This is a genomic window from Aliidiomarina haloalkalitolerans, from assembly GCF_003987315.1.
In the GTDB taxonomy this organism is placed as follows: domain Bacteria; phylum Pseudomonadota; class Gammaproteobacteria; order Enterobacterales; family Alteromonadaceae; genus Aliidiomarina; species Aliidiomarina haloalkalitolerans.
The window spans coordinates 132,811-145,723 of sequence record NZ_PIPI01000001.1 but is presented as its reverse complement, the minus strand read 5'-3'; the positions used below and the strand labels follow the sequence as shown (position 1 = coordinate 145,723).

Annotated in this window: 13 protein-coding genes; 4 read left to right on the top strand and 9 right to left on the bottom strand. The window is 49.3% G+C overall.

The genetic code is table 11. The features are described 5' to 3' along the window. Positions 1-31: 31 nt before the first annotated feature. Entirely contained in the window at positions 32-1,006 is a 975-nt protein-coding gene (gene cysB / locus CWE06_RS00755; RefSeq protein ID WP_126790403.1) for an HTH-type transcriptional regulator CysB, read from the bottom strand. Between the two features lie 107 nt (positions 1,007-1,113). Between cysB and yciH the strand changes: the two genes are divergently transcribed. Beyond that, entirely contained in the window at positions 1,114-1,446 is a 333-nt protein-coding gene (gene yciH / locus CWE06_RS00750; RefSeq protein WP_126790402.1) for a stress response translation initiation inhibitor YciH, read from the top strand. Here the strand turns inward: yciH and CWE06_RS00745 are convergent. The 4 genes from CWE06_RS00745 to CWE06_RS00730 all read right to left on the bottom strand — a co-directional run bounded on the left by CWE06_RS00745 (position 1,421) and on the right by CWE06_RS00730 (position 8,010). Further along, positions 1,421-3,118 (bottom strand): ATP-binding SpoIIE family protein phosphatase, encoded by a 1,698-nt coding sequence (locus tag CWE06_RS00745; protein WP_126790401.1) that lies wholly within the window; start codon positions 3,116-3,118, stop codon positions 1,421-1,423. The two genes, yciH and CWE06_RS00745, sit on opposite strands and share 26 nt — an antisense overlap. After that, complete coding sequence (locus CWE06_RS00740; RefSeq protein ID WP_126790400.1) at positions 3,118-3,423, bottom strand: STAS domain-containing protein; 306 nt, start codon at positions 3,421-3,423, stop codon at positions 3,118-3,120. Before CWE06_RS00740 ends, CWE06_RS00745 begins: the two co-directional genes overlap by 1 nt. Positions 3,424-3,556: 133 nt before the next feature. Beyond that, entirely contained in the window at positions 3,557-4,849 is a 1,293-nt protein-coding gene (locus tag CWE06_RS00735) for an amidohydrolase family protein (protein WP_126790399.1), read from the bottom strand. Beyond that, complete coding sequence (locus tag CWE06_RS00730) at positions 4,849-8,010, bottom strand: amidohydrolase family protein (RefSeq protein ID WP_126790398.1); 3,162 nt, start codon at positions 8,008-8,010, stop codon at positions 4,849-4,851. Before CWE06_RS00730 ends, CWE06_RS00735 begins: the two co-directional genes overlap by 1 nt. Positions 8,011-8,256: 246 nt before the next feature. On the opposite strand from CWE06_RS00730, the gene CWE06_RS00725 reads away from it, so the two are divergent. The 3 genes from CWE06_RS00725 (at position 8,257) to CWE06_RS00715 (ending at position 9,881) form a co-directional block, all read left to right on the top strand. Next, positions 8,257-8,727, top strand: coding sequence for a c-type cytochrome (locus CWE06_RS00725; RefSeq protein ID WP_126790397.1), 471 nt, complete (start codon positions 8,257-8,259; stop codon positions 8,725-8,727). Between the two features lie 12 nt (positions 8,728-8,739). Continuing rightward, positions 8,740-9,387 carry a cytochrome b/b6 domain-containing protein gene (locus CWE06_RS00720; protein ID WP_126790396.1) on the top strand — a complete coding sequence of 216 codons (648 nt, stop codon included), beginning with the start codon at positions 8,740-8,742 and terminating at the stop codon, positions 9,385-9,387. A 125-nt stretch (positions 9,388-9,512) separates the two neighbouring features. Beyond that, complete coding sequence (locus CWE06_RS00715) at positions 9,513-9,881, top strand: response regulator (protein WP_126790395.1); 369 nt, start codon at positions 9,513-9,515, stop codon at positions 9,879-9,881. 20 nt (positions 9,882-9,901) lie between these two features. Here the strand turns inward: CWE06_RS00715 and tyrA are convergent, their stop codons facing one another. From tyrA to rimM, 4 genes are all read right to left on the bottom strand, one after another. Then, entirely contained in the window at positions 9,902-11,032 is a 1,131-nt protein-coding gene (gene tyrA / locus CWE06_RS00710; protein WP_126790394.1) for a bifunctional chorismate mutase/prephenate dehydrogenase, read from the bottom strand. A gap of 178 nt (positions 11,033-11,210) precedes the next feature. Next, complete coding sequence (rplS, locus tag CWE06_RS00705; RefSeq protein WP_126790393.1) at positions 11,211-11,570, bottom strand: 50S ribosomal protein L19; 360 nt, start codon at positions 11,568-11,570, stop codon at positions 11,211-11,213. 31 nt (positions 11,571-11,601) lie between these two features. Further along, positions 11,602-12,369: a tRNA (guanosine(37)-N1)-methyltransferase TrmD gene (gene trmD / locus CWE06_RS00700; RefSeq protein WP_126790392.1), complete on the bottom strand. Its 768-nt coding sequence runs from the start codon at positions 12,367-12,369 to the stop codon at positions 11,602-11,604. Beyond that, the gene (rimM, locus tag CWE06_RS00695; protein ID WP_126790391.1) at positions 12,369-12,911 is read right to left on the bottom strand and encodes a ribosome maturation factor RimM; all 543 of its coding nucleotides are present in this window, start codon (positions 12,909-12,911) and stop codon (positions 12,369-12,371) included. Before rimM ends, trmD begins: the two co-directional genes overlap by 1 nt. Positions 12,912-12,913: the final 2 nt, after the last annotated feature.

The window sequence follows — 12,913 nt, the reverse complement described above, 5'->3', positions numbered from 1 at the left end:
TTATTGCTTATCAGCGCTAGCCTCGAGGCAATTAATAGGTTGGTAGCTGGTGGTTCTTAAAGTATTTTTCGATGGCATCGTTGTCGCGTAACGAAACCGCATGATCAACCACCTGACGCTGCAAATGTGGTGCAAAGCGCTCAATAAAATCATACATGTACCCGCGTAAAAATACCCCGCGGCGAAAACCAATTTTCGTCGTACTCGGCGCAAACAAGTGATCCGCAGGCAAAGCAATCAGGTCATTATCCTTGTTCGGCTCGTAAGCCATCGTGGCTATTACGCCAATACCAAGCCCCATCCGCACGTAGGTTTTAATCACGTCGGCGTCGGTGGCCGTAAACACAATTTTTGGCTTTAATCCGGCCTGATTAAATGCTTGGTCAAGGCGTGAGCGGCCAGTAAAACCATGCACATAGGTTACTAACGGATAATCGGCAAGTTGTTCAATAGTCACTTTTTTCAACTCGCTCAGCGGATGTCCAGGCGGCACCAAAATACTGCGATTCCAGTGATAACACGGCAGCATAATTAAATCTTGATACAAATGCAGTGCTTCTGTGGCGATGGCAAAATCCGCCTTGCCCGACGCCGCAAACCCGCTAATTTGTTCGGGTGACCCCTGATGCATGTGTAATGACACATCCGGATATTTGCTCATAAAGCCGCGAATCACATCTGGCAACGCATAACGCGCTTGCGTATGGGTTGTGGCGATATTCAAATGGCCTTGATCCGGTCGCGTGTGTTCAGCGGCAACGGCTTTAATTCCTTCGACGCGCGTCAGGATTTCCCGCGCGATCTGAATAACATCTTCACCAGCTGGTGTTACATGGGTTAAATGCTTGCCGCTGCGTCCAAATATCTGCACACCAAGTTCGTCTTCGAGCATGCGCACTTGCTTACTAATACCAGGCTGAGAGGTGTAAAGAGCCTCTGCTGTTGCAGATACATTGAGCTTATTGTTCAGGACTTCAACGATATAACGCAGTTGTTGTAATTTCATAACGTTATCTTTCTTGGCATGGCCGGTATATTCTATAATGACCTAAGAGTGTCAGTATCTATAAGATCTGTCAAATAAATCCGCAAGCTGTGAACTCGGAGTAAACCATGTCCTTACGCGACCAACTTTCCACCCTCGTCTATAGCACTGACGCGGGTCGAATTGAACCAGAGAAGGAAAACCAACAGCCGCCCAAAGGCGACGGCATTGTTCGCATCCAACGTGAAACCAAAGGGCGAAAAGGTAAAGGTGTCACTGTTATTCGCGGTCTTGAACTTGACCCTGAGGCCTTAAAAACGCTCGCTAAAGCGCTGAAGCAACGCTGCGGCGTCGGCGGTAGTGTCAAAGAATTTACGATTGAAATTCAGGGTGACCAACGCGACGCATGTAAGGCCTATTTGGAACAACAAGGCTTTAAGGTAAAACTGGCTGGTGGTTAGTTGGTGCCACTTGCTCGTCATCAAACAGTGGAAAATCAAATTCGATGCCGCGGCCTTGGTCGAACCAGCGAATATTATTCGCCAGTTCTTTAATTAAGAGCAGTCCACGACCAAAACTATAGGTGCTACGCTGGGTAAATTGTGTTTGCGCTGCAAAACCTGGGCCGGTGTCTTTGACCGCCACGCGTAAATAGCGATGTGGCGGTTGATAGCTTAGGGTAATATCAATAGCGCCGCTATGTAAGCTACTGAGTCGCCGGTTGCGTTCTTCATAGTATTGCTCGAAGCCGTCTGGCGTGTCTTTTAGCTCAGACGAAAGCCGCAGTAAGCCGTGATCAAGGGCATTATTATAAGCTTCCGAGAGCGCCGTGTATAAGCGCGCTTTGAAATGTGGAAAACCTTCTAGCTGCGAGAGTCCCCGTAATAATTGCGCAACAGGGTCAACATGACGAATATCGTTCGGTGTCAAATGCACCCGTATTTCAAATGGCAATGACGGTAGCTTTTCTTCCGTCGAGCGCGGCGCATAGCCGGTCGGTACGCAATGGAGCAGCATCACCGAGAGATCATCATTAATTCCCCGCTGCATCACCTCTAAGGCCAAGCGTTGCTTAATCTCGGCCATATTCCAACGGCTTTGTTGGCAAATTTGATAGAAGTCTTCGTAATCGAGTGGTTTACCTTGGCCGATACCCATCTCAATGACACCGTCGGTAAATAGCATCACCCGCGCACCCTCTTCCAAACGCGTCATGGTAATACCGGCTTCGAAATCTTGCGGTGGTAAAATGCCCAGCGGTAAGTGCTGCGGCGTCAGTTCCTGACTGATACTATCGTCCGCATCAATCACCAACGCCGGCGGCATACCGCCACTCCACCAACTCACACGGTTCCCCGATGCCGACAATTCCATTAGGGTCGCACACAAGAACATATTTTCCGGTAATAATTTGTGCAGCTGTTGGTTTATCTCATGGGCAATCTGACCAATCGGAGCGCCGCGTTTGGCCATCGCAAAAAAAGTCTGCGAAGTCGGTAACGTGCCGATCGCTGCCGGTAAGCCATGGCCAGTGAAATCACCAAGCAGTAAATAAATACTCCCAAGCGGCCCTTTGGCTAGTAAATAGAGGTCGCCATTGAATGAAGAAAGCGGTAACAGCAAGGTTTCCACTTGCTGACAGTCTTGCAGGTTGCGACTTAACGCATTATTGAACATGTTACGGACAATTAAATGTTCATGCCGCAGGCGCTCTTGATACCAAGCTAGGTTTTCTTTCTTTTCAATAAGTCGCTGACTTAAGTGCCGAGTTCGCAAATGAGTTTCGAGCTTGGCGAAGAGCAATGCCGAGCTAAATGGCGGAACCAGAAAGTCATCCGCGCCAGCATACAGTGCATTTTGTTGTACCACCTCGTCGAACGCATTGGCAATAACAATAAACGGTAAATACAATGGGCTAGTGCTTTGCTTCAGCGAGGATAAAAAGGAAAAGTCGGTGTCGCGGGTCAAGGCAAAGTTAAATAGCACAAGATCGGGTTCTACACGCTCTAGCGCATCAAACGCATGCTCAAGATGGTAAGTATGAAGCTCATACTGAAGCGACTGCTGAAGTTTCTCCAGCAGTGCTTCATTGGGACGCTCGTCACATTGCACGAGCAAAATCTGTGCTAGCATCAGTCAATCACAAAAAGTTTATCAAAACGCGATATGTCGAGAACTTTGCGGACACTCGCCGTGCAATTGATTAAGTAATAACTGCGCCCATCAACGCCAAGCGACTTCCGCATGTTCAACAACATACCAAGCCCAGAACTGTCGATATATTCTGTTTTGCGAAAATCGATGACCACCTGCCGAACTGATTCTTTCATGCCGTCGTACGATTTACGAAATTCCTGTACTCGGGAAAAATCAAATCGGCCACTGACATGAATGATAAACTGCTTGCCCTCATTGGCGTATTCGGTTGTCAATGACATGCGTCAAACTCCCTGTCGAAAACTAATTCTCAGTTATCAGCATAACGACACAACCGTATATTTGCCAGAAATAACAAAAAAAAGCAGTGGCAACACCCATTGCTGCCACTGCTGTCATGTTCAAACGCTTTAATTACTCAGCGTTTATCCGTTCTTGATACTTCTGATACAGTTGCCAATGGCGGTTGCTTAAATCAACCAAACGACCATCAATAAACATGTACTGAATGTCTTGGCCAAGGTGGTCTAAAACATCCCCTTTCGAGACAATCAAAGTCGCTTGTTTACCGGCTTCAAGGCTACCGAGACGATCCTCAACACCAAGGATTTTCGCCGGACCGTATGTTACCGCCGCAACCGCTTGGTCGTAGTCTAAGCCATAAGCAACCGCATTGCCGGCAGCAAATGCGAGGTTACGTACATCCCAAAAGCCCGGATAAGCAATGGCAAAATCCACGCCTGCTGCTGCCAACACTTTAGGCGTACTAAATGCCGTGTCATAGGCCTCATCAACCCGCGCTGGTAAACCATATGCAGCACCAAAAATTACAGGGATATCGGCAGCCGCCAGTTGGTCGGCAATCATCCACGAATCACGACCGCCAACAATCACTAACTCGAAGCCATACGCTTCGTTAAATGCTAGCACTTGTTCAATTTGGCGCCGATCATCGGCATGCACAAACAGCTTCTGTTCGCCTTTGAACAAGCTGCGCATGGCTTCCCAACGTTGGTCAACCCGCTGTTGAGCACCACTTTCCCGCGCTTGATGATAGACCTTGGCGGTTTCAAACAAGGTTTTTAATTGCTCACGCTGTTCTTGTTGTGCTTGGCGTTGTTGTTCCGGCGAACGACGCTCCCAAGGTGAGTTGTTCAAACCCACCCGTGGCCAAGTGACGTGCATGCCATTCGGGCTTACTTCAATTGCGTCACGCCAGTTCCAGCTATCCAGCTTCATTAAACTCGATTGCCCACGCACCAGCGGCCCCTGCGGTACAACTTGGGCATGAGTCACGCCGTTATAGCGAATCGTAGGAATAATTTCGGAGTCCGAATTAAACGCGTGATGAGCCATAACTTCAGGCGTGAAATTACCAACTTCGTTGGTATCGACTGTGGCCCGAATCGCCGGAATCTCGATAATTCCTAACGTGGTATCAAGGGCAATCAACCCTGGATACACTTGTTGACCAGAAACGTCGATCACTGTTGTGCCGGCCGGAAGTTCAAGATTCTGACCAACCGCCACAATTTTGCCGTCCACGAATAACAAATCGGCATTCTCAAGACGACCCTGCGTGACCGTGTGTACGGTTCCGCCTTGCAATAAAATAGGACCTGCTTGCGGCGCACCCGGCACGACATTATGTGCTTGGCTAGCGAACGCAACGAGACCTAGGCTGAATAAAAATGATTTAAGTTTCATTAGTGCGCTCCTCCGAAGCCGTGCTGATGTCCATGGCTATGGCCATGGGCATGTTCTTCGTGATACCAGTCGTTCCATACGTCGTAATGGTCTTCACAGTGCCACGTTGGCTGCTGTTCGCGATAACCATTGCGATGACCACGCTGGGCTTCTTCACCGGCACCTAAAACCTTCTGAATCAACGCCGTGCGTTCCGCTGCGAGTTCAGCACGCAGCTGCTGATCGCGCTCGCGATCGAAGTATTTACGGCCTTCAATCCAAGTTTGTTGTACCTGCGCATACGCCGACAATGGATGATGATTCCAGAACACCAAATCAGCATGTTTCCCGACCGTGATGCTGCCGACATACTCAGCAATTTCTAACTGTTCAGCGGGGTGTAGCGTGATCATTTTTAACGCATCATTCTCGCTCATGCCGCAATAGCGAACTGACTTCGCTGCCTCAGTATTCAAACGACGCTGTAAGTCGTTACTATCCGAGTTAATACTTGTGTGCACGCCTTGCTCCATCATCAAGCAGGCATTTTGCGGAATCGCATCAAAGGCTTCAATCTTAAATGCCCACCAGTCAGCAAAGCTTGACGCCCGCGCACCATGCTCAGCAATTTCTTTGGCAACTTTGTAACCTTCCAAAATATGCGTGAAGGTATGAATTCGGAAGCCTTGCTGTTCCACCACATCCATCAGCGCCAATACTTCTGAGGCAACATACGAGTGAACATGGGTGTGACGCTCGCTTTCAAGAATCTGCAGCAAGGTTTCCATCCGGTAGTCACGGCGTGGAGGCGCAGTGCGGCGCTTTTCAGCGCGACTTAAACGCTCATAGGCACGGTGCTGTTCGGCGTATTCACGCGCTTGTTGGAAGCCGTCTTGAATAATTTTCGCCACACCCATACGCGTTTGTGGGTAGCGAACCGTGTAATGCTCGCCCCAGTTGCTTTGTTTCACGTTCTCACCCAACGCCATTTTAATCGTCGGTGGTGTTTCTTTGAACTTCAGCCCTTCCGCATTGGCACCCCAACGCAGTTTAATCGCCTGCCCTTGACCACCGATAGGGTTTGCCGAACCATGCAACAAGTGAGCAATGGTCGTGCCGCCTGCCAGTGAGCGGTAAATGTGAATGTCGTCTGGGTTGACGACATCGCCGATCCGCACCTCTGCAGTGATTGCTTCGGTGCCTTCGTTCACGCCCTGAGCGATCGCAATATGCGAATGTTCGTCAATAATACCCGGCGTAATATGCAGACCGGTTGCATCAATAACGTCATAACCACGTGGTGTCGACAGGTTCTGACCGATCCGATGAATTAAGCCATTCCGGACAATAATGTCGGTATTCTCCAACACGCCCTGGTCATCTGCCGTCCACACAGTCGCATTGCGAATATGCAGGTTTTGCTGCTGTGGTAACGCGGCTTGTCCAAAGGCAATATTCGGGAAGGTCAGCTGGCTGACATACTCTGGCTTGGCCGCCGTTTCACCATTTTCACGCGCCGCTGAATTCGCTTCTTCCGTACGCTCAGCAGTCACCGTCATAACCTGATTGTCGGCCGTTTGCACTGAGCCACCTAATCGACCCAAGGCCAAATGACGTAAAGCAAAGCGATAAACACCCTGACCACCAAATGCTTCTAGGTTCACTGTAAAGCGCAATTGATCGTCGTCCTGCGCAACACGACTTGCACGCACTGACTGCTCACCATGACTCAGCTCAACTTGTAAACGGCTATTACCATTCACTTTCACAGTAAACTCTTGCATCTCCGCGTTTGGCACAAAACCAGTGAGGGTCCAAGTACCTTTGAAATCCACCGGGTGCATCGGCTTAAACGAATGCTCTTGGCCTTGCGTCCAGACCGATACAATTTCGCCGTCGCTAAACAAATCACCACGACTAACCACTAAGTCAGCACGAAAACCGCTCGCGATTTTACCGCTTTGGTCCGCCACCCCAGCAATTTCTGCCGCGGTTGTGGTTAGTGCAGCTAAAGCACGATCTTTACTCAGACCATGGGTTACTGCGGTGCGTACATTGGTCCAAAACTCCTGCGGTTTATCAACGCCGTTTAAAGTAAAAGCAAAGTCGATATTCGCTTGCGCAAGCGCTGCAGGGTTACCAGGCGCGCGCTCCCAATGGCGCAAATGCGCCAAAGACACGTCCAGTTCCGCAAATTGCTCATCGAGCGCTGGTGCGGCTGGGAAGGTCATTGGCAGAATGAGCTTGGCGCCAGTCGCTTTCACATCGTCTAAACGCACATACTCATATCCAGAACCAACAAAGGTCACTGGCACAGAGAATTCTTGAAACAATTGTTGCGCGCGTAACAAGTTTTGCTCGTTACTCGCATGAAAGATCATGCCCGTACTTTGCAGGTTTTGCAGTGCCGCTAACGCCGCATTAAATTCAACTTGGCCGTTACTCGCAACTTTACCCGCTGCTTCTTGATACCAAGCAACGTCGGCTAATGTTTGCCGCACCAGAGCAATCGAACCCATTAATGACGATGGGTATTGCTGTGGTGAACTACCTTTGTCAAACGAACCAAAGTGGCGCGTTTGCGCTTGGTAAATAGCGGTATTCGGCAAGGTGTCCGCTAAGGAAACGGTTGTTGCACGACCGCGGAAAATACCATCGAGACGGGCACTCTGCACAGTCGTAAAGCCCTGTTGTAAATAGCTTTTCGCAGCACTTGCGTCTGGCTTAAACGTTTCGTACCAGTCTCGCTGCGCATGAATTGCAGCATTGGCGGCATTGCCACCTTCGCGCTGATTGCTGTACACCGGTGGCGCAGAACGTCCACGATTCGTCGAGCGTGCAGGTTGCTCGACACCATAGTTACTAAATGGGTCAATAAAACCTGGGTAAATTGTGTAGCCCGTTGCATCGACAACACGCGCACCCGCAGGTGCGCGATTATTGCGCTCGATAGAACGAATTTTGCCATTCTCGATGACAAGCGTTGCGTTCTCAATTTGGGTACCCGGTTCAGTCACTAACGTTGCATTGGTAAACGCAACCAAACTAGGATTATGATGATGTAAGCCTTGCACTGGAGTAGTTTGGTCTTGACCAACGCCAGCAGCGCCTGTAGCGGCAACTGAAAACGCAAATAAACTACTACCAGCCAGCAAAAGCGATTGCACGGTAGTTTTTCTCATTCGATGAAATTCCCTTGTTGACTTAACGCAGATGCCTTAAAGCAACTGACTTAACGCACGCTGACAATTTTTCGTTAAAAGTCTGCGACAATTCGCATATTGTTATATTGTTGTAAAGAATGTTATTAAAACTGTTATTGTCGAGTAGCACAATGCGCACTCGATGAATAGACCTGATTTAGGGGTAAACGATTTAGGGCGATCCGAGCCCGTCTGTCGCCCATATCAATAATAAAGGAGTACACCATGCGTTTGATCACTACATTAACAGCAGCAGCCCTGACCATCGGCTTGGCAACCTTTGCAGCCCCAGCACTCAGCAGTGCATTTACCAAAGCCGAAGACGCCGTTGAATATCGCCAAGGCGCATTTAAGTTAATTCGTGAAAACTTCGGTTATATGTCCGGTATGGTGCGTGGGGAAATTGACTTTGATGCCGACCAATTTAAGCAACGTTCAAAAGCGCTTGTCCACTTAAGTAACATCCCATTTGATGCCTTTACCGGTGCTGGTGAAAATGCCACCAACAACAGTGACGCTCTGCCGGCTATTTGGCAGAACTGGAGTGACTTCGAGAGTAAACGCGACGCTTTCCAAAGCGCTGCTGTCGAACTTGCAGAGGCTGCTGAAAGTGGCAATATTCGTGACATCCGTCCGAAATTTATGGCCACTGCACGGACTTGTCAGCAGTGTCACGAAGGTTACCGCGCAGACTAGGATAAAGCGACCATGAGTACTGTCACCATTCACCTTTGGGACGGCTTTGTCCGTGGTTTTCATTGGCTGCTCGTCTTGGTTTTTGCAGGCCTCTGGTACACCGGTGGTAACATTGACTATATCGACCAACATCATCAGCTTGGGCTGGTGATGTTGGCGTTAGTGTTAACCCGTATAATATGGGGCTTTATTGGCAGCCAACCGGCGCGCTTTACAACCTTTATGCAATCACCATTTGCGATCTTTCGTTATTTTCGCAGGCCGACACAGCATGAGTACTTAACCCACAATCCTGCGGGTGCGTACATGGTCGTGATTATGCTTGGTTTACTGTTGGCGCAGGCAATCAGTGGCTTGTTTACTGATGATGCGATTTTCTTTCGCGGCCCGCTAGCTCAATATGTAAGCAATGACACCGTGCGTGCGTTAACGCGCTATCACAAGCAAGCATTTGACTTCATTCTCATTGCGATTGCGCTCCACCTGGTTGCTGTGGCCATCTATACCATTTTGAAAAAGAAACTGATTAAACCGATGATCACGGGTAAAAAAGAAGTTGCCAGTGCTGCGGTGGCGAATGCACCCGCTCAACGTCACGGTGGCTGGGGCTTCTTAATTCTAGTGGTCAACCTCGCTTGGATTTTCTATTTTCTTAGTTAAATGGCCTATTATTGCACTTTAATTGACTGCCACGGACGACCGTGGCAGTCTTAAAGCTCAATGCACCACACCGGTAAGCCAAGCGACTAAGGCAAACTGGTACCAAGGGTTGTAACAACAGACTCATGAAAACAATCTTAATTGCAGATGATGACTTTATTAGTCTCGAAGTGCTCAAAGCAATGCTCAGCCGCTTTCCGGTTGAAGTCATTACCGCCACAAACGGCACCGACGCGTTGAGCCACGCCCAACAACATCAACCGCAGCTACTCATTCTCGATTATGAAATGGCCGACTACACCGGCGCTGAAGTATGTCAGCAACTGCGGCAAATCCCTGCTTTTAGCGACATCCCTATCATTGCTTTAACCGGCCATCAAAGCCCGAATGAATTAGAAGCATGCCGGCAAGCAGGTATGAATCAAACCTTACACAAGCCCGTTGCTCCCGATGCCATTGAGCAATTGCTCACTGAGCACGGGTTAATCGACTAATCGGTTAATCGGTTAACACCTTACGATTCAACGTGTTTCACATCGTCGGCATGCTGTAAGAGCTGTGCCGACTCTTGCAGGAACTGTCGGGCATACGGCCCGAACCACTGCGCAACATCGGCAAACTCGCGAATAAACGCTTCGCGCCCTTCTGTCTCGATCAGCGTCAATAAGTCTTGAAAACGCTGCAAGTAGCGGCGAATCATGCGGTGCTGGTCACGGTCTGACAAGATAATATCGGCATACAACTCTGGGCTTTGGGCAAATAATCGCCCAACCATCATTAACTCTAAGCGGTAAATTGGTGAGCTTAAGGCGACAAGCTCGTCAAGTTCGACATCTTCGTGGACTAAATGGTACCCATAGACAAACGTCGATAAGTGGCGCATCACCTGAATCACTGACATCGCGCGATCATGCCGTTCTGCCGACAGTTCATGCAGACGCACCCCCCAAATCTCGAACTGACGCAACAACCATTGGCTCGCCTGCGCATCGCGGCCTGGGGTGACTAAAATCGTTTGTTTAGCAAAGGTCGGAATGCTTGGACCGAACATCGGGTGCAAGCCGAGCACCGGGCCGCTGTGGTGAGCCATCATGGCAGCTAACGGTGCATTTTTAACACTGGTTAAATCAGCAAGGATACAATCATCGGGCATGTTTGGCAGGGCTTGTATGACATCAATCGTCTTCGCAACCGGAACACTCACTAGCACCAGTGCGGCGTCCATAACGGCCGCCGGCAACTCGGCGAGATTGTCTTGGTCAATGACAATCACACGGTATTGGGATAATTCAAACCAGCGCACAAAGAGCGAACCAAGTTGCCCTTTACCACCAATAACCACCACGGGGCGCTCAGCCACGCCAGTGCGCTGGAAGCCTTGATTGCGCTGGCGTAAATAAGACTCGCGCATGGTGCGGCGCAGGACATCTTCAACGAGATCGCCACTCAGGCCCGCATTTTCTGCTTCCTCGCGCCGAGCGCTGATCAGAGCTGCTTCCCTCGCAGGCACATAAAGAGGTTGACCAAGCTCTTGCTTCACTTCACCAATTTGACGCGAGAGTTCCATCCGTTTCGCCAACACCTGCACGAGTTCGGAGTCAGTCGCATCAATCTGATCGCGCAATGTTTTTAAGCGTTCATCCACTTTAATACCGCCTTTTCTATTTATTTCTTCAGGCGGTTATTGTTGCAGAATTTCTACTGAAAGTCCCAAATCTGAATGTAGCGGAAGTGACAATTTTCACCGCTGTAATGGCGCTTAAATATATTCAGCCATAAAAAAAGGTCCCGAAGGACCTTTTTTCAAGCTCGTAAAGAAATGCTTAGTTAAGCTTTTCTTTGATACGTGCTGATTTACCGCTACGCTCGCGAAGATAGTAAAGCTTCGCACGACGTACCGCACCGCGACGCTTAACAGTAATGCCAGCGATTAGTGGGCTATGAGTCTGGAACGTACGCTCAACACCTTCGCTGTTCGAGATTTTACGAACAGTAAATGCGCTGTGCAAGCCACGGTTGCGCTTACGAATAACCACACCTTCAAAGGCCTGGATACGCTCACGCTCACCTTCTTTAACCTTTACATTGACGATAACAGTGTCACCCGGAGCAAATGCCGGGAGATCTTGCTTGAGCTGCTCGTCTTCGAGCTGCTTCAAGATACTTTTATTTACTTTAGCCATGATTTTCTCCGCCTAGAATATACTACCCAAGCTACTGGTCTTGTTGCGCTGCGATAAACGCTGCCAACAACGTTTGCTGCTCGTCAGTCAGAGCTAGGTTATTAAGTAATTCAGGTCGCCGTTGCCAAGTTCGCCCGAGAGCTTGTTGTAACCGCCACCGCCTAATTTCTTCATGATTTCCACTCAGTAACACTGGTGGAACTTGCTTGCCATCGAGAACTTCTGGACGCGTATAGTGCGGACAATCGAGTAATCCATTCGCGAAAGAATCTTCCACGGCTGAATCTTGATGTCCTAATACTCCCGGGACTTCACGCGCGAGTGCATCAATCATCACCATTGCCGGAAGTTCGCCACCACTGAGAACAAAGTCTCCGATGGACCACTCTTCGTCAATATCTGACTCAATAACACGCTCGTCAATTCCCTCGTAACGACCGGCCACTAGCACCAACGCTGAGTATTGTGAAAGTTCACGAACACCTTGTTGGTCCAATTTACGGCCTTGCGGTGACAAATAAATCACTTTCGGTACCTGTCCTGACTGCGCTTCAATACCTGCTTTCGCTTCTTGAATTGCAGCCCGTAAAGGCGCCACCATCATCAACATTCCTGGGCCACCGCCGTAAGGACGGTCATCCACAGTCCGATGACGATCAGTTGCATAATCACGCGGGTTCCAAGTCTGAACAGTTAAACGTTCATCATTGACAGCCCGACGCGTCACACCGAACTCAGTAATCGCATTGAACATGTCCGGAAACAGGGTGACAACCCCGACGTGTAAACGTTCAGCCATTAGAAATCAGCTGGCCAGTCTACCGTAATCCGGCCTGCTTCCTGATCAACACTCACAACATACTGTGACTGAATGAAAGGAATCAGACGCTCGCGCTTACCAAACGCATCGTTAGCGTTTGCTTTCACCACCAACACATCGTTGGCGACGGTCGAAAGCAAGTGACTGACTTTCCCCATGTTGTAATTCTCAGAATTAACAACATCAAGGCCAACCAAGTCACGCCAGTAATATTCATCTTCAGGCAATTCCGGTAACTCTGTTGCCGGAACTGCGATATCGAGCCCTGTGTACTGTTGTGCAGTATCACGATCTTCGACACCTGCAAGCTTGGCGACAAGATCTTTATTATGCCAGCGCCATTGGCTGACTTCGATCTCACGCCATTGTCCGTTACGGCCAATCAGCCACGGACGATAGTCAAAAATGCCTTCTTGCTCATCCGTAAATGCATTAATTCGCACCCAGCCTTTGATCCCATACACGGCTCCAATGTTGCCTAGTACGACAGCGTCAGCATTTTTATGGGCGTCTTTTTGCATAC

What these genes read in the sequence shown, in the direction of transcription:
- cysB (WP_126790403.1), bottom strand. Translation starts at nt 1,006, where the DNA reads ATGAAATTACAACAACTGCGTTATATCGTTGAAGTCCTGAACAATAAG.
- yciH (WP_126790402.1), top strand. Translation starts at nt 1,114, where the DNA reads ATGTCCTTACGCGACCAACTTTCCACCCTCGTCTATAGCACTGACGCG.
- CWE06_RS00745 (WP_126790401.1), bottom strand. Translation starts at nt 3,118, where the DNA reads ATGCTAGCACAGATTTTGCTCGTGCAATGTGACGAGCGTCCCAATGAA.
- CWE06_RS00740 (WP_126790400.1), bottom strand. Translation starts at nt 3,423, where the DNA reads ATGTCATTGACAACCGAATACGCCAATGAGGGCAAGCAGTTTATCATT.
- CWE06_RS00735 (WP_126790399.1), bottom strand. Translation starts at nt 4,849, where the DNA reads ATGAAACTTAAATCATTTTTATTCAGCCTAGGTCTCGTTGCGTTCGCT.
- CWE06_RS00730 (WP_126790398.1), bottom strand. Translation starts at nt 8,010, where the DNA reads ATGAGAAAAACTACCGTGCAATCGCTTTTGCTGGCTGGTAGTAGTTTA.
- CWE06_RS00725 (WP_126790397.1), top strand. Translation starts at nt 8,257, where the DNA reads ATGCGTTTGATCACTACATTAACAGCAGCAGCCCTGACCATCGGCTTG.
- CWE06_RS00720 (WP_126790396.1), top strand. Translation starts at nt 8,740, where the DNA reads ATGAGTACTGTCACCATTCACCTTTGGGACGGCTTTGTCCGTGGTTTT.
- CWE06_RS00715 (WP_126790395.1), top strand. Translation starts at nt 9,513, where the DNA reads ATGAAAACAATCTTAATTGCAGATGATGACTTTATTAGTCTCGAAGTG.
- rplS (WP_126790393.1), bottom strand. Translation starts at nt 11,570, where the DNA reads ATGGCTAAAGTAAATAAAAGTATCTTGAAGCAGCTCGAAGACGAGCAG.
- trmD (WP_126790392.1), bottom strand. Translation starts at nt 12,369, where the DNA reads ATGGCTGAACGTTTACACGTCGGGGTTGTCACCCTGTTTCCGGACATG.
- rimM (WP_126790391.1), bottom strand. Translation starts at nt 12,911, where the DNA reads ATGCAAAAAGACGCCCATAAAAATGCTGACGCTGTCGTACTAGGCAAC.